The sequence below is a fragment of the Spirosoma validum genome (assembly GCF_014699035.1).
Classification (GTDB): Bacteria; Bacteroidota; Bacteroidia; order Cytophagales; family Spirosomataceae; genus Spirosoma; species Spirosoma validum.
In genome coordinates this window covers 20,291-46,128 of sequence record NZ_JACXAA010000021.1, presented here as the reverse complement: position 1 = coordinate 46,128, position 25,838 = coordinate 20,291, and the positions used below count along the sequence as shown (strand labels likewise).

The window sequence follows — 25,838 nt, the reverse complement described above, 5'->3', positions numbered from 1 at the left end:
GCCCATTATCTATCGGTCTTCTAACCAGGAATGATCAGAATAATGACCTCTACTGGCCGACCCACGGCTCGACTCATAGTCGACCCCATTACTTTACTATCCTCAAGCAGGACAATCCCATCTCCAGCAATGAATCGGTTTCACTGCTGGAAATACTCGATCTTGTCGGCGTCAATATTGTTGTTTAGCCGCCCCTCCACCAGCGTGTCAGGCAGCACCGTTGCACTAATGGTGAGTATTCCTGTCGAAGCGCCCGGACGAATGCTACCACTCAAACCGAAGGACAGTTTCTCGCCAGCCGCTATGGACTGGGAAGTGGTCAGGACGTAGTAATTGGGATCCGAATCGCTGAAGCGCCACACGCTGTTCTGCACGGCACGGCCATTTAGGCTGCTCAAGTTGACATCGAAGGTCAGCTTGAGCAGTTGATCTTTGGTGAGTCGAACCGTAAAGCTGCCGCTGGTCGCTACCGAATTAAGCTCCACCACATCGACCATAACCGTGCAAGTCGATTGGCCATAGACCAGTGTGGGCCGGGCGTAGAGCAGGGGCGAGAGGTCGGGGCGGGGCGGGGCGGGTTGATTGACCGTCAGAACGTAGGGCGCACTCATCCCCGAACAGCCAGTGACGTCCTGACTCAGCACGGTGAGAGTGAAGCTGCCCGCCTGGGTAGGTGTACCCGACAAAACGCCCGTGCTGACCATACTCAGACCAGGGGGAGGGCTGCTGGTCAGACTAAAGCTGTAGGGAGCGCTTCCCCCCGCAGCTGAGAAAGTTTGGCTGAAGGGGATACCCACCGAAGCGGTGGTGGTGGTGGGATTGGTAATGGTTACTACAGTAGAGGCAGCCTGGTATTCGATGGCTCCCATGTCCACCCGTCCACCAAAGATGCGCTGGTTGCTCAATAAGTCGACGGGCGGAAGGGCCGTGGTCGAGTACAGCTCCGACGTAACAGTCACGCTGGCGGGGTTGCCTGCGTTGATAGCGGGTGAACAAGAGGTGAGTACCACACTGGTGGGGTTAAGGAAAGGCGAAACGGTGGTAGCTAGATTGCCCTGACCACTGTCGATCACTCTCGCGTCGATCATCCCCGACTCAAACAAGCTATAGTTGGCCGACACAGAACCAAATAAATTATTTATCTCGTTGCCAAATACCACGCAGTTGGTCAATACCGGACTGCTGATGCCAAAAAGACCAAAGTTTAACATCGCACTACCCGAACTGGTCGATGAATTATTTTGTAGTGAGCAGTTAATCAACGTCGGACTGCTGACGCCGTAATAACCACTGTTGTAGATGGCCCCGCCATAGACGTCAGATCGATTACCAACAAATGCACAGTTGATCAGCAGTGGACTGCTGCTGCCATTACTACCATCGTTGTGGAGTGCCCCACCCTGTTGAGAAGCCGAATTCCCTTGCAGTATACAATTAATCAGCGTTGGACTACTGCTACCGGAAACAGTACCCCCGTTGTAGATGCCCCCACCCATGTTAGAGGCCGAATTGCCTGTGATCACACAGTTGCGCAGGGTGGGGCTACAGACCCTGCCCGTCCCGCTGCCGTCATTAACTAAGCCCCCACCCCGGTTGTGGGGCGCTGCGCCATTGGCATTGCCGTCCCGGATGGTAAAGCCATCCAGCACCGCCGTGCTGTTGAGCCCGGAGTTACTCACTACGTGGTAGCTGTTGTCGGCGTTGTTGCCTACCGTGCCAATGTCGCCACTGAGAATGGTCACATTGGTCAGCCAGTTGCGCTGGCTGAGGCTGGTTTCGGTGCCGACAAATCCCCCATAGATGGCCAGGCCGTTGTGCATGGCAAAGCTGGCGGTGCGGCTGTCGGGGCCGGTGGCGGTAGTGGGCTTGTAGGTGCCGGCGGCTACCCAGATTTCGGTCAGGTTGGCCGAGCAGGTCGTGAAACTCAAGGCAGCTTGCAGGTCGGGCAAGGCATCGGCCCAGGTGAAGCCTGTGGCTCTGCCCGTCGCCAGAGCGTTGACGTACAAACGGCTGGCAGCGTTAACCGTCAGGCTAAAGGTGGTAGAGGTGATGCTGCTACAGCCGACTGTCACAACTACCAAGTAGCTGCCTGTGTCGGTGGCCTGGGCCGCAGGCAGGTTTAACGTAGCGGTGGTGGCCGAGGCTATGCCCGTCAGAGCCGCCCCGTCTTTATACCATTGGTAGGAGAAAGGTCCCGTGCCTGATACGCTCACAGGCACCGACACGCTGCTGCCACCACACACCACTGAACTGGCTACAGGCTGTTGGGTGAAGGCCAGCGACGAACTAAGGGGAGCCTGGTATTCGGCAGCCCCCATGTCTACCCGTCCGTTCGCGATGCGGGGGTTGCCCAGTAGATCGGTAGCCGGCAGGGCCGTAGCCGAGTACGATCCCGATGTAATGGTCACGCTGACGGGGTTGCCTGCGTTGATGGCCGGATTACAGGAGGAGAGCACCACACTGGTAGCCGACACAAAGGGTGAGGTGGTGACGTTGGTCAGGTTGCCCGGCCCGCTGCTGTAGCCTGTCACGGAGGGTTCTAATAAGCTGTAACTGGCCGTCACGCTGGACGACGTACTGACGAATGTAGTGAATGTATTGCTGTCGCCGTTGCCAAACACCACGCAGTTGGTCAATACCGAATTGCTGACACCAAAAGGCCCACCATCATTGTAGAGCGCTCCGCCTGATGGAGCCGAGTTAGCCAGTAGGGAACAATTGATCAGCGTTGGACTGCTGTTACTACCTGAACCCGCTGCGAAGCTGTAGATGGCCCCACCTATGCCATCAGCCTGATTTTCTACAAACCCACAGTTGATCAGTAGTGGGCTGCTGATACTGTTAGTTCCTGTTCCGGAGTTAAAGATGGCTCCCCCCCAGTCGCTGGCCGAGTTGGTACGGAAGCTAAGGTTGATTAGGGTGGGATTGCTACTGCCTCTGGAACTCCCATCGTTGTAGAGGCCTCCACCAAAGCGGGCCGAATTACCTGTGATCACACAGTTGCGCAGGGTGGGGCTACAGACCCTGCCCGTCCCGCTGCCGTCATTAACTAAGCCCCCACCCCGGTTGTGGGGCGCTGCGCCATTGGCATTGCCGTCCCGAATGGTAAAGCCATCCAGCACCGCAGTGCTGTTGAGCCCGGTGTTACTCACTACGTGATAGCTGTTGTCGGCGTTGTTGCCTACCGTGCCAATGTCACCACTGAGAATGGTCACATTAGCCTGCCAGTTGCGCTGGCTGAGGCTGGTTTCGGTGCCGACAAATCCCCCATAGATGGCCAGGCCGTTGTGCATGGCAAAGCTGGCGGTGCGGCTGTCGGGGCCGGTGGCGGTAGTGGGCTTGTAGGTGCCGGCGGCTACCCAGATTTCGGTCAGGTTGGCCGAGCAGGTCGTGAAACTCAAGGCAGCTTGCAGGTCGGGCAAGGCATCGGCCCAGGTGAAGCCTGTGGCTCTGCCCGTCGCCAGAGCGTTGACGTAGAGTCGTGTGGGTGGGGCGACGACCGTGAGTGAGGCACTAGCTGTGTTACGACAGCCGTTAGTTCCCTGAGCCGTCACACTAAAGCTGTAGCTCCCCACTGACAGCCCACTGACACTGGTCATGTTGACCGGGCCGCTGTCTATCACTCTGTTGGCACCGGTGAAGGTATAGCTGCTCAGCCCACTGGTGGCCGATAACGTTAGGGGCGAACCTACACAGGCGGCTGTGGTACTCAACGCCAGCGTAGGCAGGGGATTGATTGTCAGGCTAAAGGCGGTGGAGGTGACGCTGTTGCAGTTTCCTGTAACCGTCACCAGGTAGCTACCCATGTCGGTGGCCTGGGCCGCGGTTAGGCTCAACGTAGCGGTGGTCGCCGAAGCTACGCCCGTCAGTGCGGCCCCATACTTATACCACTGATAGGAGAGCGGTCCCGTACCCGATACGCTGACGGGCAGCGATAGGCGGCTTCCGGCGCATAGGGCGGTGCCGGAAGCAATGGGTTGGATAATAGCGACTGGGAAACTAAGGGAGGGCTGGTACTCGGCGGCCCCCATATCGACCCGTCCGTTCGCGATGCGGGGGTTGCCCAGTAGATCGGTAGCCGGCAGGGCCGTGGCTGAGTAGGGGCCTGACACGGCTGTGACACTGGCGGGGTTACCCGCGTTGGTGGCGGGCGAACAGGGGGGCAGGGCTACGCTGGTCGTACTGGCAAAAGGCGTACTGATCATGGTGGTCAGGTTGCCCGGCCCGCTCACGTTGACCCCCGTTGCTATGGCTACCGCCGGTTCAAGAAAACTATACGTAGCCCTGATTTGATCGTCGTTGAAGCGGCTGGCAAACGTTTGGCCTCCGCCATTGTTGAACAAAACACAGTTGGTCAGTACTGCCCCTGACTGGGAAACACTACCGTTGGAATTGCTGTAAACAATACCGCCCGCCGAGGCCTTGTTGTTTTGGAACGAACAATTAGTAAACCCCGAAACCGTAGTGCCATTGGAGCCCTCGTTGAACACGACGCCCCCCTGCTCCGCCTGATTCCCCAGCAGCGCACAGTTGATAAATGTTGGGCTGCTATTGCCGCTTGACTGCCCCGAGTTGTAGGCCACTCCCCCTTCCGTTGCCGAGTTGCTCTGCACCGTGCAGTTGATCAGGGTCGGACTGCTGTTACCACTGGAGCCCTCGTTGAACATGGCCCCGCCACCCGAGGCCGTATTCTCCCGTAACACACAATTGATCAGCATCGGGCTGCTGTTGCCAACCCCATAGTTGTAGAGGGCTCCGCCTTTGCGAGTTGCTGAATTAGTGCTTAATACACAGTTGATCAGCGTTGGACTACTATTGTTATTGTACATGGCTCCGCCTACGCTGGAGGCCGAATTGCCCGTCAGGACACAGTTGCGGAACAGAGGATTGCTTCTATCGTTATACACCCCACCGCCTTGATTTTGAGGGTCTCCATTTGGATTGTCAGCTTTGCCTCCGGTAATAATAAACCCATCCAATACGGCGGTATTGTTTAAGCCAGCGGGGTTGTTAATCACGTGGTAGCTGTTGAAAAGTATTCCAATCCAGGAAAAATTTCCATTGAGCGTACTGCTGGATGGGTTGCCTGTTACGGGATTAACGATAGGTCGCTGGTTCAGATTGGTTTCCGTGCCCGCAAATCCGCCGTAGATGGCGACTCCGTTCTTCATGGAAAAGCTAGTGCTTCTGAGAAAGTCACTGGAACTATAATTTCCGGTCGCTACCCAGACCTGATCGCCCGTTGCACTGGCATTGATGGCTCCCTGCAGACTATTGGTGCTTGTTGCCCAGCTTGTGGCGCCAGCCGGGTTAGAATTAGTACCAGTAGTGCTGACGTAGCGGATCGTTTGAGCCATGCAGGTCTGATGACTACCAAACAGGATAATCAGAAACGAAAAAAAGCTCGTTATAAAACGGAATACGTGGGTCATGAGTAGAGGGGAAAGATGGCATTCGGCCAGGCAAAATGAGCCATTTCCCCCGCTACTAGCAAGTTTGCGGCATAGACAAACGCGTAGACAATTACATAACGAGCAGGTCGGACAGGGGCGACTGGCTGTTGATACCCAGTCGTTTACGTAGGCGGTACTTAGTGGTGCGCACCGAGCTGGGCGAAATGCCGAGCATACGACTCATTTGCTGGGTATCGATTTTGAGTTTGGAAAGAGCCAAAAGTCGTTCCTCAGCGGGGCTGATACCGGTGAACTGGGTTCGGAGCTGGATAAAAAAGCTGGGGTATACTCGCTCAAAGCGCCGTCGAAACTCCGCCCAGTCATCGTTGGTGAGCAGGCTGGTTTCGGTGAGTTCATGTTGAATTTCAGCCTGGCGCAGGTTTTCTATAAACTGGGCCAGGTCGGCACGAGCGCGGTCGCGGTCAGCAACCACCTGTTGGTTTTCGAGTTCAAGTCGCTTTTCGCGTTCGGCATTGGTCAACGCTTCCTGCTGGCGCCGACGCAAATTGGCGCGGTACAGTAGGCCCAGCAGCACCGCCACTACCAGGGCCACGCCTGCACCCATATCGAGTAGCAGTCGCTGGGTAAGGTTACGCTGTTCCAATACGCCCATTTCGGCCTGATGTAGCTGAACTAGTAGCCGGTGTTCGGCCTGATTGGCTGCATTGGAAAGGTGACGTTTATCGATACGTGCCCGATACATCAGCATACTGTCGGTATTGCGATAAGCTTCGGCTATATTGCCCATACGCCGGTAGTATCGCCGGGAGACATCGTAGAATCGATGCCAGAACAGATCATCCTGAAAACTCACGCTGTAGTCAGCAGTCGGCGAGTGGATTTGATGCATACGCAGGCTCTCGGCCAAATAGCCGCGGCAACTGTCCAGCTGGCCAAGTTCGTAAAATGCCTCTGCCATTGACACCATCCTAGCCGTAGGGTACCCTCGCTTCGGAGCCGACCGCATCACCAACCGGTAATCGACGCGGTAAGCATCGAGTGCCGCCCGCCACCGCCGTTGATTGGCATACAATCTGCCTAAATTGCCGTAAGTAATGCCCATCCAGACCGAATCGCGGTAGCTGGCAGCCAGTTGATAAGCCTTGAGATAATTCCGTTCAGCAACTCTGGACCGGATGTCTCCACTTTGGCGGGCTTGGGCCATCGCCAGCGTGTTGTAGGTCTGAATGTGCAGGTTAGGGTTGAAAGGTGAGTATTTAGCTGCCTCTGTCAGCAGAACGATCACTTTGGTATCCTCGTTGAGATAATAGTAGTTAAAGGCCAATTCGTACAGATATCGCTGTATTTCGGGGATGTTCGCGTAACCAAGTTGCCGAAAACGATTATTTGCCGCCAGTAAGTATTGAAACGCCTTACCGTATTCAGCGCTGAGATAATAATACTGACCAGCAAAATGCTCACAGACCCCAGCGATCTGTTCGTCGTCAGCCTCAGCTTGGTGAGCTACGTTTAGAAATAGTTCGGCCCGCTGGTGGTCGGTGAGAGAGGGGTTGTTTTTAGCATAGGTCCCGCGCAGCATCCGCCCATAGCGACGGAGTTGTTCGTCACCCAGCCGCTGGCCAATGGCATCCAGGTTATCCAGCAACCGAAAAGCGGCTGGCTGATTTTTAACGACTAATGAGCAGGTGTCGAAATAGTTCAGCACAACCCGGATTCGGTTCGCCGGGGGTTCCCGTTCCACTCGCTGAAGAAAAGGGTCGGCCGAGGCTGAATGAACAACAGTTAGCCAGAGCGCAGCGAAGAATACCCAGTGGAAAGAATTGGCAATCCGCAAATGCATAGAGGCAGACAGCATAGCGATGAGTAGTCAAAAAAGCTACGAGACTAAAAACTACCTCCAAAATACAATGGTTCGTTGATTTTTAGGCGGAAATACAGCCAAAGCTATAAAGCTGAATCACCTGAGGGTTATTTAAAGCGAGCTTATAGTCTCCTTTTCAATGACCATTCACGATCATGGCCTACCGCCAAGAAGTTTTTGTGAGGCGAATGAGCTTACCAGTAGTGTTGAAATAGATTAGTTGGCATTCTCATTAAAGAGCGTTTTTGTAAGACAGTGAATTTTTAGAATTAATTAAGTGGCTCGCTCCCACAGTCCCATTAATCTATACCCACTGTCAGCTCCCAGACGACACCCCTGGGTCGCTGTTAGTCCACAAATCAGATGCCTTCACGCCAAACTTGCTTTTGAAGGCCGTCGAAAAATGCGACAGGTTCTCAAAACCAACTTCCAAATACACATCGGAGGGACGAAGGGTTTGCGTCGAAATCAGGTAATGGGCTTGCTCCAACCGCTTGCTCTGTAACCACTTCTCGGGCGTCGTGTCAAAGATCCGGTTAAAGTCCCGTTTGAAAGTGGACAGGCTACGACCCGTGAGTTTAGCAAACGAGGCGAGCGGAATGTTGTATTGATAATGATGGTGCATGTACGTCTCTAAATCGATCTTATAGAGTTCCTGAAAGTCAAACAAAAAAGAGGCAAGCCCATCACCCGTTTGCAGGAGTATCTCGATGGCTTCACGCGTCTTGAGGGTCGCCAGTTTAGCCGTCAGTTTTTCGGGGTGAGCCACATAGGGCCGCAGCGAGTCAAAGAAGCCCTTCAAGAACACATTGTTGGTCAGGTCAATCATCGCCTGGCCTTTATACGCCTTTTGCTTGAGGATCGTATTGTCAGTGGCATACTGGTGTAAGGCGTTTTGGTCCAGAAATACACTGATTAACGTGGGCGGTTCACCCGTTGGAGACGGTTTTTTGAGCTTTTTGAACAACTGATTCCGCCGCATTAAGCAAATGGTTCCCTCGTTCATAACGAAAGTGCCTTCGTTGGAATAATAAGACGATTCCCCCGCCAGCATGATGCCTAACGCATGGTCGGGAAAGTAATGTTCACTCCGTTGGGCCTTCTGGTAGCCCCGCGAGTAAAGAATATTATGCTGAAGAATGAGCGTGCTTTCCATGGGTTGTTAGTTGAGTTGACCCATGATCAACTTATCCAGTAACTTGTCCGATACAAGGGCTTTAAAGAATAAGAAGCTGTTTGAGTTAGTTAGCGACCTGCCCACTTGATACTGCGTCGAATGTGGGCAATCCAGAGAAAGCTTTCGGCAGAGATAGTAGTGCGTTCGTAGTCTTTAGCCAATCGGCGGTTGTTACTAAACCAGCTAAAGGTGCGTTCAACCACCCATCGCCATTTGTGAATAACGACTTTGCTGTCAAGGGGTTGGTCGCTGACCGGCCTTCGACTGATGACTACCTTCATGTCGTAATAGGCCTCTAAACGAGTCTTGAACTGACCCCCAAATGTACTATCAGCATACACCTGATAGAGTGCCTCAATGACGGCATTATGAATTTCGCCTTGCTCCCATACCCCAATCCCCGCTTTACCATCAGCGACGTTGGCTGGACGCACACTCGCCCACAACAGATGCCCCATTGTGTCGACTAAAATGAAGCGTTTGCGGCCTTTGATAAGCTTACCACCATCAAAGCCAACCGACTCGGTGGCCGTCGCCGTGTTTTTCACGCTTTGAGCATCAATAATGGCCACCGTCGGCTGAATGTCTTTGTCAGCCATGAGCCGCGCCCGCATCGTCAACTCATTGGCAATCAGAGTCCAGGTGTCGTTATGGCTCCACTTGCGGAAGTGCCAATACACTGTCTGCCAGGGCGGAAAACTATCCGGCAAGTCCCGCCAAGTGATCCCATTTTTGGTCAGATAAAAGATGGCTTCCACGATGAGTTTGAGCGAGTGAATACTTTTTCGTTGGACTTGAATGAGCTTTTCGATAGCTTGCCATTGCGAAGCCGTCAGGTCGGAGGTGTATGTCTTCTTCACAAAAGCATAACCCCGTCGGGCGGCTTTTGCGTGGCTAAAACATTAATTCAAACAGCTTCTAAGAGGACCCGAGAGTTCAATTCTTTAGGTACATACCTTGTTTTTGGTCTGGCGGCTTCGATCCCTTTTCGAATCAGTTTGGCGATCTCGATGGGTTCCTGGATATTGTTCGATAACCGGGTGAAGAGGGTATGGGCTTTAGTGGCTAAGCCTTGGTAAGCGGTATGCCCCGATATGGTCAGCAAGCTATCGGTGGCAATGGTACCCCATTCGGACCGGGTAGCTCCCGGCTCAACCACGATGACGTCAATGCCAAATCCCCTGACTTCATTGCGCAGGCTATCACTTAAGGCTTCCAGGGCAAACTTGCTGGCGTGATACCATCCCCCTAACGGTAACGCAACCTTGCCGCCGACGGAGGAAATGTTGACAATCTTACCGTATTTATTTGCCCGCATGGTGGGTAGGACGAGTTGGGTCAAATGCATCGCCCCAAACACATTGACCTCGAGTTGATACCGGGCGTCCTTGATGGGAACGTCTTCGATGGCCCCTTCCAGACCAAAGCCAGCATTATTGACTAAAATATCGATACTTCCGGCCTCTTGTAAGACTTGGTCGACACAAGCCTGCACACTCTCTTCATTCGTAATATCAAGTCTGATCGATTTGATGCCATAGGGTATGAGGTCTTGCATGTTTTCCAATCGGCGAGCCGCACCATAGACCGTGTAGCCGTTTTGTGCCAGATAAATAGCGGTTTGTTTGCCGATTCCTGCCGAAGCGCCGGTGACTAAAACTGTTTTTTTTATGTCTCTATTTCGTTAAGATTAATAGGACAAAGGTAGTTTAGGATGGGCCGGCTTGCTTTGGTGAGGCGTCCAAGTTAGTTTGCTGACAAGTTCACGTTAGATTAAGCAGGAACTCTATTCAGTAAACTTAGGAGGCCTACACGAATTTTGAGGGGAGAAGAGGTTGCCAGCAGGTCAATACGAGAAAGCGGTCCCCAAAAGATTCAGGCCCTCTTTCTCTATTCGGTATCAATCCTGTGTGTTATTGAATTTCTCTAAATAAATAGGAGCAGTGCATCTCGCGTTGTGAGCCTTTTGAGAGACAATGAATTTTTAACATCTGTCAACTTCAATCAGTCGCATACGGGTCTAGGAATAGTACAACGAACTGACCTGCAGTAAGTTATTACTATTCCCAGACCCGTTCTATAACTACCATCACCTAAAAGAATTATTGATATTGGATAACATAGAGCCGAAAGTAGCAGACCTTACTTCTGTTTTGATTGGTCTCTCACGGTTATGGGGTTAAACGGCTTGGCTACTTCGTTGACAACGACATTTTCGACTGCCTCCACCAGCCAAACCCGATTTCGTTTGACAAAAACGAAGGTAGCCAACCCATCCCCATCACCGCCTTTTGATCCATCAGGTGTAATGTAAGAATCCATGACGTGCATCAAAACATGAGCAATGGCAACGTCAGGGGTTAAAAACCGAACCGCTACGGACCGCTTTTCCAACGGTATCGTTTTAAAGTGCTGTTCGTGCATGGTTTGATGCGCATACTGCACGTCTGCTCGGCCTTTCCAGTGCATCCCGACTATATTGACAAAATCGCAGTCCGGGGCCATATACTTGTTCATGTCCCTAAAATCATGGGTATTCCAGCTCGTAAAAAAAGCGTCTACCTGGGCTTCAATGGCTTTTTGTTCTGGGCTGTTTTTTTGAGGTAGGGATGTGGCCTTTTGTTGACTGTAGGCTCCCTGACCCAAGAGGGTCATGAAGACCAATAAAATGAATGGTTTCATGATTGATCGAGTTTTGATTCGAACAAACCTACTCCCTATTTAGCCCAGAGTGGGGGTACAAAAACGACATTCTTGCGTTTAAAAATTATGGGAACTATAACCCCGTATGAGGGTGCTGGTTTCTTCCTTCAACAGCAAGGTTGGCGTAGAACCGGCAAATTCTTTAAAGTCGCGTCGCAGGTGTTGGCTATCATAATACCCACTCTGGAGAGCAACCTCTAGCCAATCCAACTGAGGGCATTTCTCTTTTAACCGAACGGCTTTACTAAAGCGGACTAGGCGACTGAACGTTTTAGGGCCAAGGCCCAGTCGTTCATAGCACTTACGCTCAAACTGCCGGGGACTTAGACAGGCCTGATCGGCTAGGTAATCCAACGAAGCGGGTCGGCTTGGGTCTTCCATTCGCTGGAAAGCCCGATCAATAGGGTGCTGCTCAAGCTGTTTTTTCCGAAGTCGATCCAGCAAGAAGGCTTCAACGATCAGTTGCATCTGCTTGTAGTTATGGGTTTGGCGAAGCTGCTCATCGACCTGGCGAATCTGGGGAGCCCACAATAGGGACACATCAAGCGCATAGTCAAAGAATTCAGTCATCGGAATACCCAGTAATCGATGCAATCCACCCGGCTCAAAAAATGTGGCTACGATTAACATATCCTGTCCTGTGGTCAGGTCAACGCGTGAAACCTGAGGGCCAACCAGGATGCAACTGGGTTGGGTGCTGGTCAGTTCCGTCCGGTGGTGGAATATCTGGGTCGGATCACGGGGATAAAATGACAAACTCTGAACCGCATGGGGTGGAAAGGGGCGAGCGGCGGAAGGTAAGTGCTTCGGCGTTTGGACATGCACAATTTGGTAGCCTTTCACCAATCTAGCCAGTGGTGGGGTAGGTGAATAGAATTGGATGAACATCTACCGAAAAGTATCTTGTATAATCTAGGTGGCTGTTGCAAAAGTCAATAGTTCGTTCTTCAAGCCGCATTGATCCGGACTTTTTAGCCATATTATGCTATATAGTTGGCTAGTAAGTCTGGCTCTTCAGGCCCCTTTCAGACTTTTGCAACAGCCATCTAGATTATGTTTACCTAAATTAGCTGTATACCAAAACTGGAGTTCTGTTATACAGCTAATTTAGGCGCTTTCTAGTGAATTTATCCTTTATGAAAGAAGAGTTTTGGGTCCAAGTGATAGCGAAGGCCTTACGGTACAGTTTCTTCAAACGCCCGAATTATAGCCACTCCCTCGTCTCAGGCAGGAGCGAATTATGAGACAGTGATTTCAGGCGAACGAATCGCACCGAAACGGCAGATGCACTCATTATTGGCACCTATAATGACAATTACCTCGCACTTACTATATTATGCATCAGTTGATATTAGTTAATTCTAGGGAATTAATGAGTGTTTTGTAAAGAAGCTAGCTTGATCATTCAGAGTTCACCGATTGAGCGCCACATAGCCAGTTCCTGTCTAAATCGATTATCGATAACCTCACAAGTTGAATCGATACGTAGGGTGGGGTGGGTATTGAAATTGTAGGCGGGCCAGAATGGTACATCTTTGGCGGCTGGGTGGCCCGTTCGGGCAAAGGTGGTCCAGAGTTCGGCGAAGTGGCGCGAAGCCGCAAACCGTTCCGGCCGATTGCCCCCGAAATAGCTTTCTGTGGGGGCTGAACCGTCGCGGGGAGGCAGCTCATTGTTAAATTTAAACGATATGTCCATCGCATGGGGCGTACCCAACGCATAGTCCGTGCCTGGAATTTTCTTCTCCGACTTGTAGCCGAAATTGTACAGATACACCGGCGCGCCACCCTGTTTTACTTTCTTCTCGGCAATGTCTACCGACCCTAACCCCATCATGGTAATAGAGGAGATAGCCACAAAGATAGCCGGTGCTGATGCGTTAGGGTTTTCTTTCCGATAGGTATCAACAATTTTGGACGCGTCTTGCGCGTACTGTGGCTCCAGTTTTTTCTGGATACCCTCAAAATCCAGTTTGGCAAACTCGGTGTCTTTACTTTGCCAGGCGAAGAAGGTGTACTCATCTTCGTTCCAGCCCACCAGCAGCGGCTTATTCCGGGAAATAGCCGGTGCAGTCGGGTCAAAGGGATGATGCGGCAGTACGACCCCGTCCACCACAGGCCCAAATCCGCTGTAGTCCCGGCGGGCCTGGCTATGGGGGTTACTTTTCTCCTGAAAAGGGGGAACGGGCGGGAGCTTGTTTTGGGCCGCCAGCAAACCGGCTGCCGGTACGTCGAGTAGTTTACGCCAGTCTTCGGGGGCAATATTAAGTTCTTTCAGCAGCCTGGCTGTCGTTTCGGCGGCAACATCTTTAGGTAGCATCCGAACCCCCGGCCCGCTTTCGATCGATGCTTTGTTGAAATAGGGAGCCGCTTCGGGCATAGCGTACAAACAGGACGTTTTAGCGCCACCACCCGATTCGCCCCAGATCATCACGTTACTGGGGTCTCCGCCAAACTGGGCGATGTTGTTATGCACCCATTTCAGACCAGCCACAATATCGAGCATGCCCATGTTACCCGACTCAGCATAGTCGGCACCGGCCAGTTCGTCCAGATAAAGAAACCCCAGCAGGCCCAGCCGGTGATTGGTCTCCACGACGACCACATCGAAGTTTCGGGCCAGGTTTGCACCATCCTGTGCTCCCGATGCCCCGGAGCCACCCACGAATCCGCCCCCGTGACTGTAGAACATCACCGGGCGTTTCCGATTATCGCTGGCCGGGGTCCATACATTCAGGAACAGACAGTCTTCGGCGGGGTCCGGTTCGTTGCGCCGGGGTGCCTGAATGGCGGGTGAGCCGAACTGGAGCGCGTCCCGTACACCTGTCCAGGGGGCAAGGGGAGCGGGCCGTCGAAAGCGCCGATCGCCGGAAACACGCCCTCCGTAGGGTATACCCTTAAATATTGTTACGCCCTCGTTTCGTGCCCCTCTAAGTCGACCATGGGTGGTGACTACCTCAACATATTCGTCGGCCTTAACAAGGCTCGAAAATCCGTATCGGGGCGTGGCCATAGCGGCCGTTGCCAGGGCCGAACGGGTCAAGAAATCGCGTCGGTGCAGGTGCTTCATCAGGTTGGTGGGTCAGGCGTTTACGCTTGCTTTTTATAAATAATAGTCACTGGATTAGAATTACCCATTAATGCTAAGCTTATCGATTAGCTTGTCGAGGGTGATGGGGTAGTCCCGAACCCGAATACCCGTGGCATTATAAACGGCGTTGGCGACCGCTGCTGCCACGCCAACCATACCCAATTCTCCAATACCTTTGGCTTTCATGGGCGACATAGTAGGGTCGATGTCTTCGAGCAGAATGACCTCCTGATGCGGAATATCGGCGTGTACGGGCACTTCGTAGCCTGCCAGATCGTGGTTGACAAAGAAACCAACATGCTTGTCCACAACCAGTTCTTCCATCAGGGCCGCGCCCACGCCCATCGTCATGGCACCGATGACCTGACTACGGGCGGTTTTGGGATTCAGAACTCGCCCGGCATGGCAAATGGCCACCATTCGCCGGACTCGAACTTCGCCTGTATAGCTGTTCACGCCCACTTCCACAAAATGAGCCCCGAAGGTGTCCTGCGCGTACTCTCTGGAAAGGGTTCCGTAGGTCATTTCATCCGTGACTACCAGTTCGGCAGCTTTGGCTGCATCGCCTAGTGGATGGCTGCGGTTGCCCGCCAGTACCTGTCCACCCACGAACTCGGCATCCTCGATGTGAACGCCCAGCGAATTGGCTACGGCTTCGCGCAACTTGACGCATGCGGCATAAACGCCCGACGTAGCGGAGGCCGCTCCCCACTGTCCACCCGAGCCAGGTGATTCGGGAAACGTCGAATCACCTAGTGTGACCACCACTTTATCCAGGCTTACGCCCATCATCTCGGCCGCCGTTTGGCCAATAATAGTGTAACTACCCGTTCCGATATCGGTCATGTCGGTTTCGACCGTAACGATGCCCTCCCGACTTAGCCGCACGCGAGCCGCCGACTTCATAACGGGCGCTCCCCGGATGGCCGATGCTACGCCCATTCCGATCAGCCATTGACCCTCGCGCACGGTGCCGGGCTGAGTTTGCCGTTTACTCCAACCAAACTTGGTAGCTCCGGTTTGCAGGCACTCGACCAGTTTTCGGGTTGAAAATTTACGCCCCGGTTTTTCGGGATCTTCCTGCGTGTCGTTTTTTAGGCGGAAGGCCACCGGGTCCATCTTCAGTTTTTCGGCCATTTCATCCATGGCAATTTCCAGGGCCATCATGCCGGTAGCTTCCCCCGGTGCGCGCATGGCATTCCCCTCGGCCAGATCGAGCACCGCCAGCCGCAACTGCGTGAATCGATTGGCACCCGCATACAACAACCGCGTCGATGCGGTCGACGATTCAGGACGGCCACCGGGCAGATTCCCTGACCAGTTTTCATGCCCGATGGCCGTGATGGTTCCGTCGGGGGTGGCCCCGATCCGGATGCGTTGAATCGTCGCTGGGCGGTGGGTCGTGTTATTCATAATCAGCGGGCGGGGCAGGGCTACTTTCACTGGTCGACCCGCAGCCCGGGCGGCCAGGGAAGCCGCGATGATGTCGGACAGGACGGTGCCTTTACCACCGAAACCGCCACCAATAAAGGTGGATATCAGCCGAATATTTTCTTTCGGGATGCCCAGCACCGTGGCTATGTCGCGAACGCCCCAGTTGATTTGCTGGATGGAAGACCAGCACGTGAGTTTGTCCCCGTCCCACCGGGCAATGGTCGCGTGAGGTTCCATCATGGCGTGGGTCTGGTCGGGAGTCGTATAAGTTTCATCCAGTTTAACGGGTGCCGATGCGAAGGCCCCCCCGAAATCACCCACGTTTGTTTGCGGGGGCGGGCCAAACTGACCTTGCTTAGGAACGGGAGCCGAATCTTTGGCGGCCGCCAGATCGAATGCGCCTTTGGTTTTTGTGTAGCTTATTTTCAGCAGCGAAGCCGCAGCGCGGGCCTGCTCAAAGGTCTCGGCTACCACCACGGCGACAGCTTGGTGATAGTGGTCGATGTCTGGCCCGGCCAGCAACTTGTCGACGTAGAATTGACCCGGCTTGAGTGGTCCGGCACTGGCGGCTGTTACGATCGCCAGTACACCGGGTGCGGCCTTTGCCTTCGTCTGGTCGATGGACTTGATTCGTCCTTTGGCAATAGCCGCGCCGACGACGTACCCATAAGCGGGATTGGACACTACGTCGTTGTGTTCATAAGCGTATTTGGCTGTTCCCGTTGTCTTCAGCGGGCCTTCGATGCGGTCGGTTGGCTTACCAATGACGGTTTGTTTGTCAATTGGATTGATGCCGGCAGGCGTTTCAAATTTCATGTCAGTGGTTGGCTTCGTTTAAAACGGCTGCCACGGTCCTCTCGACCAGAGCCAGCTTATACTCATTTTCTTTGGTAGGTCGTGCTCCGGTCAGCAATTGCGCGGCAAACGCTTTCGCGCCCGACGGCAGTAGGGATTCGGCCCCCTCAACCCGCCAGGGCCGGGGCGCTATTCCCCCAACGGCCACCCGGCCCGAGCCATTTTTCTGAATAATGGCGGCCACCGAAACCAGCGCAAACGCGTAGGAGGCCCGGTCACGTACTTTGTGGTAGATATGGACTCCGCCCACGGGTGGCGGCAGGAGGACGGCCGTAATCAGTTCGTTTTTCTCCAGTATTGTTTCCAGATGCGGGGTCTGGCCCGGCAGGCGGTAAAACCGATCCAGCGAGAGGGCGCGTTTGGCACCCTTAGCGTTTACCGTTTCTACCGTTGCATCGAGGGCACGCATCGCCACGGCCATATCGCCCGGATAAGTAGCGATGCAGGCATTACTGGTACCGATGATGCCAAGCTGGCGACTAAATCCGGCAATGGCCGCGCAGCCGCTGCCGGGCACGCGCTTGTTGCAGAGTTGGTTCGTATCATAAAAATACGGACAACGGGTGCGCTGTAACAGGTTACCGGCGGTAGTGGCCTTATTGCGCAACTGCCCGGATGCGCCCGCCAGCAGTGCGCGGGATAAAAGCCCGTAATCCCGACGCACGATGGAGTGAGCCGCCAGATCGGTATTGTTCACCAGCGCCCCGATGAGCAGACCACCGGCTGGGGTTGACTCTATTTTATCGAGGCCAATTTTACCAATGTCGATGATATGGGGTGGTGCTTCGATTTCCAACTTCATCAGATCGAGCAGGTTGGTACCCCCGGCCAGAAATTTAGCCCCCGGCGTTCGGGCCGCAGCCGCAGCCGCTTCGACCGGTGTGTTCACCCGCTCGTACGTGAATGTTTTCATAAGCCCCTTATTGGTTTACTGATGGCTATGGTTAGTGGTGATCGGGTATGAGCCGGTGATTCAGGCTTGTTTTTGGGCCACTTCGCTCATCGCTTCGGCGATGTTGGAATAAGCACCGCATCGGCAAATGTTGCCACTCATCCGCTCGCGCAGTTCCATATTGGTGGCCACAGGTTTCTCCAGTAAACTGGCACTGACGTGACTGGGTATGCCCGCTTTAATTTCGTTCAGCACCGCAACGGCTGAGCAGATTTGACCCGGTGTGCAGTAGCCGCACTGGTAGCCATCGTGTTTGACGAAAGCGGCCTGCATGGGATGTAACTTGTCCGGCGTTCCTAGTCCCTCAATGGTGGTGATGGTATCGCCCTGATGCTGAAGGGCCAGTGACAGGCATGAGTTGATACGCCGACCGTTGACCAGTACCGTACAGGCCCCGCACTGACCATGGTCGCAGCCTTTTTTGGTGCCGGTGAACTGGAGATGTTCCCGAAGGGCGTCGAGCAGGGTAGTGCGGGTGTCCATGTTCAGCGACTGGGCCCTCCCATTCACCGTAAACGATACCTGCGCCAGTGAAAGCGGCACCGTGTGTTGGATTGAGGTTGCTTGCACACCAGTCATCCCTGAAAAGGCCAGGGCGGTGACGGCAGTTGTTGTTGCCGCAATCATTTCCCGCCTTGTAATTGTCGACTCGTTTGATTCGTCCATACTAGTATCTGGAAAGGTTATTGGAATGATCAATCCTGTTCATGAAGAGCGGCCTGCCGCGCATGAATCGAACCGGGTTTTTTACGCAGAAACCCACCGGAACGGTCGCTGAAGAAGGCTTTAATCTCACCTAGAATCGCCAGCGCAATCTCGTCGGGGGTTTCGGCTCCCACATCCAGACCAATGGGCGAATGCACCCGATTCAACGCTGACTGCGCAAATCCTTTGGCACTGCGCTCCCATTCGGCCTGCATCTTCTGGTAGCGTTTGCGCGGGCCCAGCACGCCGATATAAGGTACACGGGTCGGTATCAGCCTGGTTAGGACTGCCAGATCGTAGTTGTAATTATGTGACATCAATACCGCAGCCGTGCGGTCGGTCAACGTCAGCTTCTCCGTAATGGTCGTCGCATCGGCATAAAGCAGACAGGTTGCTTGGGGAAACCGCTTGGGAGCCAGGTGCGCAATGCAGTCTTCGGTTACCGTTACGGACCAGCCGATTTCAGTGGCCAGCCGGGTCAGGGGGATCGTATCATAGCCAGCACCGAAAATAATCAGTTCTATACCGGGGTCGATTCGCTCAATGAATACGTCCACGGGCTGACCGGTTACTTCGTAGCGGACGGTTCTGGCTTTGCCCGTCGCCATGCACAGAACCATGTCGGAGCGAAGCCAGCCGGGCGGTTCCTCTGTGGCGGTTTCGGTTAGGACTACCCGCATCCCGGTGCAAAGTCCCGTCTCTGCATTCGCCCGGAAAACCGTTGCGATAACGCGCTGGTCACGCAAACGGACAAACTCCTCCAGCAGTCGGATTGGATTCCGGAACTCACCCGGGTCAATGGGTTCGATGAATACGTCAATGATTCCGTTGCAACCGAGGCCTATACCCAGGCTGTTGGCATCATCGTCCATGGTGTCATAGCGCACGACCATGGGTTGTCCATCAAGCATAACCTGTCGTGCTTTTCGCAGGGCATCGCCTTCCAGACAGCCACCACTGATGGCTCCTTCCCAGCGACCGTCATCGGTAACCAGCATCCGGGCACCGGGCCGACGATAGGCGGAACCCTGTACATAAACTACAGTCGCCAGCGCAACTTTGCGCTGGGACAGGTCGAGGTGGTTATAGACCTCCAGTATACGCTTAATCTCTTTCATCGGTTCGTCGAGCAGGCTGCTTCTGCACGGCCCTATTAGTTGAGCGATTTGCCAGATTTAACCTACGTTACCAGGTATGTAAGGTCGCAGGAGAGGAGGACTCCGGTGTTTACACCGGTGATGCCTCAACTCATACTGTCGCCAGGCTGAAGGGTAATTTACGGACGCGTTTACCCGTCAGGTCAAAGATGGCGTTGGTCAGGGCGGGGGAAAAGGCGGGTAGCCCCGGCTCACCGACCCCACCGGCATCGGCGTCGTTTTCCATAATAAACACGTCGATAGGCGGAATATCCGTGATGCGTGGCATCAGGTACGAATAGAAATTCTTGTCGACCGCCATACCATCTTTGAACGTCACTTCATGCTGCGTGGCCGCACCGAGGGCCATCACAATGCTGCCCTCAACCTGCGCTTTTACGGTGTCGGGGTTGACATACCAGCCGCAGTCCATCACCGCCCAGACGTGGTCGATTTTTACCCCGCCATTGGGGTTCTTCGATACTTTCACTACCTGCCCGACCGTGCTGGAAAAGCATTCGGTAATGGCCATGCCATAGCCCTCGCCCGGTTTACGGCTGTTCCAGCCCGATACTTCGGCCAGTTTGTCGAGCTGCTTTTGCACCCGTTCGTCGGGCAAGTGCTCGCGTCGGAAGGTCATTGGATCCTTGCGGGCTTCGTGGGCCAGTTCGTCCATAAAACTCTCGTAGGCAAAGCCGTTGGTCGACGCGTACACCGACCGCCACCACAGTACCGGGATGGGCGTTTCGAAGGGCACGTCGGCAATGCTCAGGTTTTTAATGCTCTCGGTGTAGGGTTTCAGAAACCCCTCGTTGGTACTATTGTTGGGTTTGTCTTTGGGTGCACCCATCCAATGACCGAGGTTCTGACCCGCCATCCGCAGCTTAAACGCGCTGATTTTTCCGTCTGCCACGGCACCTTCACAGCGGTACGAAATACCGGGCCGGAAGGGCCCCTGCGTGCTGTCATCTTCCCGCGTCCAGACGACCTGAATCGGCGCGCCGACCGCTTTGGAGATAACTGCGGCTTCGTATGGATAGTCCGTGAACGCCTTCCGGCCAAAGCCGCCCCCCAGAAAGGTCATGTTGACGATGACCTTCTCACGGGGTAGTTTCATTTCTTTGCTGATAAAATCCTGCACCATGTCAGGGGCCTGAATCGGTCCCCAGATTTCGACCTTGCTGGCCTGATAATACGCCGTGCAGTTGAGCGGCTCCATGCAGCTGTGAGACTGATAGGGGGTTTGGTAGACTACATCCAGCTTTTTCGATCCCTTCGCCAGCGCGTCCGCTACGTCGCCCTGCTGTTTGAGCGACAGCCCCTCGTTCGTTTGCAGGGCTTCGTGCTGCCGTTTGTAAATCTCCTCGGAACTCAGATGCTCAAACCCGCTGTCGTCCCACGTTACTTTTAACGCTTTTTTGCCCTGCAAAGCCGCCCAGGTTGACTCGGCAATAACGGCCACACCTTCCCGGGGCGTGCTGTGTACCAGCATCTTTACCTTCAGTATCTGCTTGACGCCGGGGACTTTGCGGGCGGCAGTGTCGTCGAAACTTTTTACCTTGCCGCGCAACCGGGGATTCCGTTCGACAGCTGCGTAGAGCATGCCCGGCAGGGTTTTATCCAGCCCAAAGCCCGCCGTGCCGTTGGTTTTTAGGGGGGTATCGGGTCGGTGCAGGGGCTTGCCGATCTGCGTGTAGTCGGCCCGTTTTTTCAGCACCACGTCTTTGGGTGGTTCCAGTTTAGCGGCATCGGCCACCAGCGTTCCGTAGTTCGCTTTTTTGCCCGAGGGCTTATGAATCACGTGGCCGGCTTCGGCGTAGCAATCTGTAACGGGTACGGCCCACTGGTTGGCCGCGGCCTGAATCAGCATCTGGCGGGCGGTGGCACTCAGTTTGAGCAGGTTTTTGTACGAACCCCGCACGGTTGAGCTGCCGCCGGTGATCTGACTGCCGTATTTTCTGTTACCCTGCGCAAAAACGATGGCCACTTCGTTAAGCGGCACCTCCAGTTCTTCGGCAATGATCTGTGGCACGGCCTGATACGATCCCTGACCCATCTCGGCCCGGTGGTCTGTGATGGTCACCTTGCCCAGGGCATCGATTCGAATCCAGGCGTTCAGGTCGGTGCCGAGGTCCGCTGCCCCGGCGGTGTTGATAATCTCGGCTTCTTCAGCGTGGGTAGGCAAGTAAAGGCCCAGCGAAAGCATGACTCCGGTCAGACCCGATACTTTCAGGAAATTCCGGCGGGAAACGGATTGCGTATCCATAATCAGTTTAGGGTTTTGGCGCGAAGGCACCGGTTTTGATCCAGGTAGTCCAGGCTTTGGTAAATTCGGCGTGGCTCAAGGGCGGCAACGTGCGGCCTTCGCCGGGGGTCCAGCCCGCTACCACCAGCCCGTCGTGGGCGTGTTCGAGCAACTGCGCCATGTTCTTACCGCCGTTCTGTTTGGGGTCGACTAACTGGCGGGCCAGTTGGTTCGGAGTACGTCCCTGAAACACCATGCGGGCCGTGGCCGGGGGCAGGTGCCAGTCGGGGTTACCCGGCGGGGTGTGCAGACCGGGTGTATTGGTGGGCTGATGGCAATTGGTGCACTTCATAGCGTAGACGCCTTTGCCATCGATGCCGCGCCGGGGAGCCATCGCGTGCCGGTGACTATCATCGCCCTGTAGCGGAATGTCGCCGGCGGGGTGGCAGTTCATGCAGCGGGGACTCATCAACACTTTGTATACATTAGCAAAGGCTTTCACCGACGCCATGCTGTCCCTGCCGACCGGAGCAGTCGCCGGAACGAGCGTGAATGGGCGGGTTGTCGGGGTCCGTTCTTCGGTAAACGCCGACGTAACGACGGTCGTTACGAAGAGACCAACTGACAGCATTGCCATCGTTTTCTGATTCAGCCACCGGGGGCTGGTATGGGGTGAACGTGGGTTCATAAAATGAAAAATATCGGGGATAGGTACCAGGTCGTCTATTCATTACGGCTGCTCACCTTTCGCTCCATGCCCGCTGCCAAATGAATGGCTTTGCGAACGCGCAGGTAGGAGCCGCACCGGCAAATGTTCCCCGCCATGCCCGCGTCAATGTCGGCGTCGGTAGGGTTGGGGTTATCGCGCAGCAGCACGGCCGCCGACATAATCTGGCCCGAGTGGCAGTAGCCGCACTGAGGTACGTCGATTTCCTGCCAGGCCCGCTGCACCGGATGGTCGTTATTTTTGGACAGTCCTTCGATCGTGACGACTTTCTGGCCGGCCGCCCGACTGACTTTGGTCACGCAGGAACGGACGGCTTCACCGTTGAGGTGAACCGTGCAGGCTCCGCATTGGGCGACGCCACAACCGTACTTGGTGCCTTTTAAGCCGACCACATCCCGAATGGCCCACAGGAGCGGCATTTGGGGATCGACATCGAGCGAATGGTCCTTGCCATTAATGGTAATGATGATACTTGACATAGTCGTTGCTGGTTGACGCTACTACTCTATTTAAGCAGGTTTCCTTTTAATTCAGGCTCCGGTATTCCTGAGGCGAAACCCCTACTTTTTGCTTAAAGAAACGGGTAAAATGCTGCGGGTATTTGAAGCCCAGTTCGTACGCAATTTCACTGAGCGTTTTACCTGTATCAAAAATTCGTTCTTTGGCCAGATCAATCAGATGCAATTGGATAAATTCCATGGCCGACTTGCCGGTTTCTTTTTTAATTAAGTCGCCGAAGTAATTGGGAGACAGGTGCAGCTCCTGAGCAAAGTAAGCCACCGTCGGGACACCATCGGTTCTGAGCTCTTCACTCATTAAATAGTCGGTCAGTTTCTGCTCGAACCGCTCGATAATCCCGTGGTTTGCGTGCTCGCGGGTGATAAACTGGCGGTCGTAAAAACGGGAGCAGTATTTCAGCAGTAATTCCAGGTTGGCAACGATCAGCTCCTTACTATGCCGGTCGATGTTCTGGCTCACTTCAGCCGTGATGTTGCCCAAACAAGTCATTACAACCTCCCCTTCTTTATCCGAAAGATGGAGTGCCTCATGGGACTGATAGCCAAAAAACGAATACGCATGAATCTGCTTGCCTAAGCTGGTGCCTTTGATGAGGTCAGGGTGAAAGACCAGGGCCTTCCCGTAGGGCTGATGCATTTCACCTTGGGGTTCATGGGAAATGACCTGTCCAGGCCCGAAAAAGACCATGGTTCCTTCAGCATAGTCGTAGTATTGATTGCCGTACCGCATATCGCCACAATGGGTTTCCTTCAGGATAACGGCATAAAAATTCAGCGTAAACTTTTCCCGTTTCAAGGGTTCAGACTGATTGAAATCAACCAGACTAATCAGCGGGTGCTGGGTTTTATTCCCAAACGTATCCGCGTATTTTCTTATAGTGTCGTAAACGATCATCGCGTATAGGTCGGTGCGGGGTGCTAGCAGCGACTGATCGTCCGTGTGTCCCACCCAACTTTTAGCTAAAGCTACCGCCGAAAATCGTACCGTATCGAGGTGTCAGTAAAAATGGTAAGTAAAACAGTAAAATGTATAAAAGGTACCAGACAGACACCCGGTAATTTTGCCAACGATTTACTAAAAACAGGATAAATCCTTAGAAATGAGGCTTGTCCTTGTCAACGATTATGAAGCTAACCAAAATACGTTGCTTGCCTCTACTGCTATTTTTGGTGGGTGGTATGGCTTGCAAAACGGATAGCCCAATGGCGGAAGCAAGTCCGATCAGGCCGGACAGCACTGGCACGGCTACGAACCCCGTCAGTGATAATTCATCCAATCGACTCCGGGTTCGGGTTGGCTCCAATACCTTTCAGGCAACGCTGCTCAGCAATCCAACCGTTACAGCCTTTAAAGCCAGGCTGCCTATGACCGTCTCGATGAGCGAGTTGAACGGCAATGAAAAGCTATATGATTTTCCGACCAACTCGAACGCGGGACCGCTGCCCACGAATTCAGCAAACCCTCGTACCATCAATACCGGTGATCTGATGCTGTATGGTTCCAACACGCTAGTGCTCTTCTATAAAACGTTTCCAACGGTCTACAGCTACACAAAACTGGGGCAAATCGATAATCCAGCGGGACTGGAGCGCGCCCTGGGTTCGGGAAGCGTAACCGTCACGTTTGAGTTAGAGTAAACCGAGCGAACAAAATAAAAAACACAACATGAAACGACTTATCGTACCGATAGCCCCCTTTCTACTGATGTTGGGGCAGGCTTTTGGCCAAGGAACACCACCAGGAAAAGAACAAAAAATGGAGAAGACCGAGTACGTAACGTTTACGCTAAGCGGCAAGGTGACCCGTCAGGCAGTGACGTTCAAAAATCGGTATGGCATCACCATTGCCGCCGATTTATACATACCCAAAAATAGCGATAATGGTTCGTTGCCGGCACTTGCGCTAAGTGGTCCGTTTGGTGCGGTTAAAGAACAGTCGTCGGGTCTGTATGCCCAACATATGGCCGAGCGTGGCTTTGCCGCCCTTGCCTTTGACCCGTCCTATACCGGTGAAAGCGGTGGCCAGCCCCGCCATGTTGCTTCCCCCGACATCAATACCGAAGATTTCAGTGCAGCCGTAGACTTTCTGGGTCTGCAACCTTTGGTGGACCGAAACCGGATCGGCATCATTGGTATTTGTGGTTGGGCAGGCATGGCACTCAATGCTGCCGCTGTGGATAAACGCATCAAAGCCGTTGCCACCACCAGTATGTATGATATGTCTAGGCTGATGGCAAAAGGCTATTTTGACAAACTAACCACCGAACAACGCACGAACATGCTGGAGCAAATGAGCCAGCAGCGTTGGATAGATGCCGAAAAGGGAACACCGGCTCCATCCACTAATAATCTACCCCAAAAGCTACAGGGCAACGAGCCTCAATTTGTGGTCGATTATTTCAATTATTATAAAACACCCCGTGGTTTTCATCCCCGCTCAATCAACTCAAACGGCTCGTGGACCGCTACCTCTGCGCTGTCGTTCATGAATATGCCGTTGCTGACATATATTAACGAAATCGCACCACGCCCGATCTTGCTGATTGCCGGGGAAAAGGCCCACTTCCGTTATTTCAGCGAAGATGCGTACAAAGCAGCCGATGGGCCCAAAGAGCTGCTGATTATTCCTGGAGCCAGTCATGTTGATTTGTATGATAAGCTGGATATTATTCCCTTTGATAAGCTGACCTCTTTCTTTAATGAACACCTAAAATCAGGCAAGCCTGCCCAGAAAGAAAAGGTAGCCGCATATGGTTCGGCCAATTGACACCAAGTAGCATCTAAAAAAGGCTATTATGAAACCTCCTTATTAGCTGGTTTGCTTTGATAACCTGGTTCAGTATTAGTTGCAGGGCATAGGCACTTAAGCAATCCTCTACTGCCTGGAACAAAACGACCAGGGTTATTGGGATGCTATTTCTTCCAAAAAGCATGTACCCCCGGTAGGTGACCGGAGCCTTTCGCACTTCATGGTACGGGGACAAAAGACCCAATCGTAAACCATACTATGGTGCAGCGCTATG

Annotated in this window: 18 protein-coding genes; 2 read left to right on the top strand and 16 right to left on the bottom strand. The window is 53.7% G+C overall.

The window, feature by feature from the left end:
* Nucleotides 1–140: 140 nt before the first annotated feature.
* The 16 genes from IC230_RS31265 to IC230_RS31190 all read right to left on the bottom strand — a co-directional run bounded on the left by IC230_RS31265 (nucleotide 141) and on the right by IC230_RS31190 (nucleotide 23,710).
* The gene (locus IC230_RS31265) at nucleotides 141–5,432 is read right to left on the bottom strand and encodes a choice-of-anchor Q domain-containing protein (RefSeq protein ID WP_191043011.1); all 5,292 of its coding nucleotides are present in this window, start codon (nucleotides 5,430–5,432) and stop codon (nucleotides 141–143) included.
* Nucleotides 5,433–5,523: 91 nt separating this feature from the next.
* Nucleotides 5,524–7,269, bottom strand: coding sequence for a tetratricopeptide repeat protein (locus IC230_RS31260; RefSeq protein WP_191043010.1), 1,746 nt, complete (start codon nucleotides 7,267–7,269; stop codon nucleotides 5,524–5,526).
* Between the two features lie 322 nt (nucleotides 7,270–7,591).
* Entirely contained in the window at nucleotides 7,592–8,431 is an 840-nt protein-coding gene (locus tag IC230_RS31255) for an AraC family transcriptional regulator (RefSeq protein WP_191043009.1), read from the bottom strand.
* Between the two features lie 89 nt (nucleotides 8,432–8,520).
* Nucleotides 8,521–9,312 (bottom strand): IS5 family transposase, encoded by a 792-nt coding sequence (locus IC230_RS31250; protein WP_191043008.1) that lies wholly within the window; start codon nucleotides 9,310–9,312, stop codon nucleotides 8,521–8,523.
* 47 nt (nucleotides 9,313–9,359) lie between these two features.
* Nucleotides 9,360–10,124: an oxidoreductase gene (locus IC230_RS31245; RefSeq protein WP_191043036.1), complete on the bottom strand. Its 765-nt coding sequence runs from the start codon at nucleotides 10,122–10,124 to the stop codon at nucleotides 9,360–9,362.
* Nucleotides 10,125–10,594: 470 nt separating this feature from the next.
* A complete protein-coding gene (locus IC230_RS31240) occupies nucleotides 10,595–11,134 on the bottom strand; it encodes an SgcJ/EcaC family oxidoreductase (RefSeq protein WP_191043007.1) in 540 nt (179 codons plus the stop codon).
* A 78-nt stretch (nucleotides 11,135–11,212) separates the two neighbouring features.
* Nucleotides 11,213–12,043 carry a helix-turn-helix domain-containing protein gene (locus IC230_RS31235; RefSeq protein ID WP_191043006.1) on the bottom strand — a complete coding sequence of 277 codons (831 nt, stop codon included), beginning with the start codon at nucleotides 12,041–12,043 and terminating at the stop codon, nucleotides 11,213–11,215.
* A gap of 517 nt (nucleotides 12,044–12,560) precedes the next feature.
* Nucleotides 12,561–14,222 (bottom strand): carboxylesterase/lipase family protein, encoded by a 1,662-nt coding sequence (locus tag IC230_RS31230; protein ID WP_191043005.1) that lies wholly within the window; start codon nucleotides 14,220–14,222, stop codon nucleotides 12,561–12,563.
* Nucleotides 14,223–14,282: 60 nt separating this feature from the next.
* On the bottom strand, nucleotides 14,283–16,493 hold the full coding sequence (gene paoC / locus IC230_RS31225; protein WP_191043004.1) for an aldehyde oxidoreductase molybdenum-binding subunit PaoC: 2,211 nt from the start codon (nucleotides 16,491–16,493) through the stop codon (nucleotides 14,283–14,285).
* 1 nt (nucleotide 16,494) lies between these two features.
* The gene (locus IC230_RS31220) at nucleotides 16,495–17,445 is read right to left on the bottom strand and encodes an FAD binding domain-containing protein (protein ID WP_191043003.1); all 951 of its coding nucleotides are present in this window, start codon (nucleotides 17,443–17,445) and stop codon (nucleotides 16,495–16,497) included.
* 60 nt (nucleotides 17,446–17,505) lie between these two features.
* A complete protein-coding gene (gene paoA / locus IC230_RS31215) occupies nucleotides 17,506–18,150 on the bottom strand; it encodes an aldehyde dehydrogenase iron-sulfur subunit PaoA (protein ID WP_191043035.1) in 645 nt (214 codons plus the stop codon).
* A gap of 29 nt (nucleotides 18,151–18,179) precedes the next feature.
* Nucleotides 18,180–19,307 carry an XdhC family protein gene (locus IC230_RS31210; protein ID WP_191043002.1) on the bottom strand — a complete coding sequence of 376 codons (1,128 nt, stop codon included), beginning with the start codon at nucleotides 19,305–19,307 and terminating at the stop codon, nucleotides 18,180–18,182.
* A 130-nt stretch (nucleotides 19,308–19,437) separates the two neighbouring features.
* A complete protein-coding gene (locus IC230_RS31205) occupies nucleotides 19,438–21,591 on the bottom strand; it encodes a xanthine dehydrogenase family protein molybdopterin-binding subunit (RefSeq protein ID WP_191043001.1) in 2,154 nt (717 codons plus the stop codon).
* A gap of 7 nt (nucleotides 21,592–21,598) precedes the next feature.
* Nucleotides 21,599–22,258, bottom strand: a complete 660-nt coding sequence (locus IC230_RS31200; RefSeq protein ID WP_191043000.1) for a hypothetical protein — start codon at nucleotides 22,256–22,258, stop codon at nucleotides 21,599–21,601.
* A 35-nt stretch (nucleotides 22,259–22,293) separates the two neighbouring features.
* Nucleotides 22,294–22,776 (bottom strand): (2Fe-2S)-binding protein, encoded by a 483-nt coding sequence (locus IC230_RS31195; protein WP_191042999.1) that lies wholly within the window; start codon nucleotides 22,774–22,776, stop codon nucleotides 22,294–22,296.
* A gap of 46 nt (nucleotides 22,777–22,822) precedes the next feature.
* Entirely contained in the window at nucleotides 22,823–23,710 is an 888-nt protein-coding gene (locus IC230_RS31190) for a helix-turn-helix domain-containing protein (protein WP_191042998.1), read from the bottom strand.
* 230 nt (nucleotides 23,711–23,940) lie between these two features.
* Between IC230_RS31190 and IC230_RS31185 the strand changes: the two genes are divergently transcribed.
* Together IC230_RS31185 and IC230_RS31180 are read left to right on the top strand one after the other, a co-directional pair.
* A complete protein-coding gene (locus IC230_RS31185; RefSeq protein WP_191042997.1) occupies nucleotides 23,941–24,453 on the top strand; it encodes a cyclophilin-like fold protein in 513 nt (170 codons plus the stop codon).
* Nucleotides 24,454–24,481: 28 nt separating this feature from the next.
* Nucleotides 24,482–25,582 (top strand): alpha/beta hydrolase, encoded by a 1,101-nt coding sequence (locus IC230_RS31180; protein ID WP_191042996.1) that lies wholly within the window; start codon nucleotides 24,482–24,484, stop codon nucleotides 25,580–25,582.
* Nucleotides 25,583–25,838: the final 256 nt, after the last annotated feature.

What these genes read in the sequence shown, in the direction of transcription:
- IC230_RS31265 (WP_191043011.1), bottom strand. Translation starts at nt 5,432, where the DNA reads ATGACCCACGTATTCCGTTTTATAACGAGCTTTTTTTCGTTTCTGATT.
- IC230_RS31260 (WP_191043010.1), bottom strand. Translation starts at nt 7,269, where the DNA reads ATGCTGTCTGCCTCTATGCATTTGCGGATTGCCAATTCTTTCCACTGG.
- IC230_RS31255 (WP_191043009.1), bottom strand. Translation starts at nt 8,431, where the DNA reads ATGGAAAGCACGCTCATTCTTCAGCATAATATTCTTTACTCGCGGGGC.
- IC230_RS31240 (WP_191043007.1), bottom strand. Translation starts at nt 11,134, where the DNA reads ATGAAACCATTCATTTTATTGGTCTTCATGACCCTCTTGGGTCAGGGA.
- IC230_RS31235 (WP_191043006.1), bottom strand. Translation starts at nt 12,043, where the DNA reads ATGTTCATCCAATTCTATTCACCTACCCCACCACTGGCTAGATTGGTG.
- IC230_RS31230 (WP_191043005.1), bottom strand. Translation starts at nt 14,222, where the DNA reads ATGAAGCACCTGCACCGACGCGATTTCTTGACCCGTTCGGCCCTGGCA.
- paoC (WP_191043004.1), bottom strand. Translation starts at nt 16,493, where the DNA reads ATGAAATTTGAAACGCCTGCCGGCATCAATCCAATTGACAAACAAACC.
- IC230_RS31220 (WP_191043003.1), bottom strand. Translation starts at nt 17,445, where the DNA reads ATGAAAACATTCACGTACGAGCGGGTGAACACACCGGTCGAAGCGGCT.
- paoA (WP_191043035.1), bottom strand. Translation starts at nt 18,150, where the DNA reads ATGGACGAATCAAACGAGTCGACAATTACAAGGCGGGAAATGATTGCG.
- IC230_RS31210 (WP_191043002.1), bottom strand. Translation starts at nt 19,307, where the DNA reads ATGAAAGAGATTAAGCGTATACTGGAGGTCTATAACCACCTCGACCTG.
- IC230_RS31205 (WP_191043001.1), bottom strand. Translation starts at nt 21,591, where the DNA reads ATGGATACGCAATCCGTTTCCCGCCGGAATTTCCTGAAAGTATCGGGT.
- IC230_RS31200 (WP_191043000.1), bottom strand. Translation starts at nt 22,258, where the DNA reads ATGAACCCACGTTCACCCCATACCAGCCCCCGGTGGCTGAATCAGAAA.
- IC230_RS31195 (WP_191042999.1), bottom strand. Translation starts at nt 22,776, where the DNA reads ATGTCAAGTATCATCATTACCATTAATGGCAAGGACCATTCGCTCGAT.
- IC230_RS31190 (WP_191042998.1), bottom strand. Translation starts at nt 23,710, where the DNA reads ATGATCGTTTACGACACTATAAGAAAATACGCGGATACGTTTGGGAAT.
- IC230_RS31185 (WP_191042997.1), top strand. Translation starts at nt 23,941, where the DNA reads ATGAAGCTAACCAAAATACGTTGCTTGCCTCTACTGCTATTTTTGGTG.
- IC230_RS31180 (WP_191042996.1), top strand. Translation starts at nt 24,482, where the DNA reads ATGAAACGACTTATCGTACCGATAGCCCCCTTTCTACTGATGTTGGGG.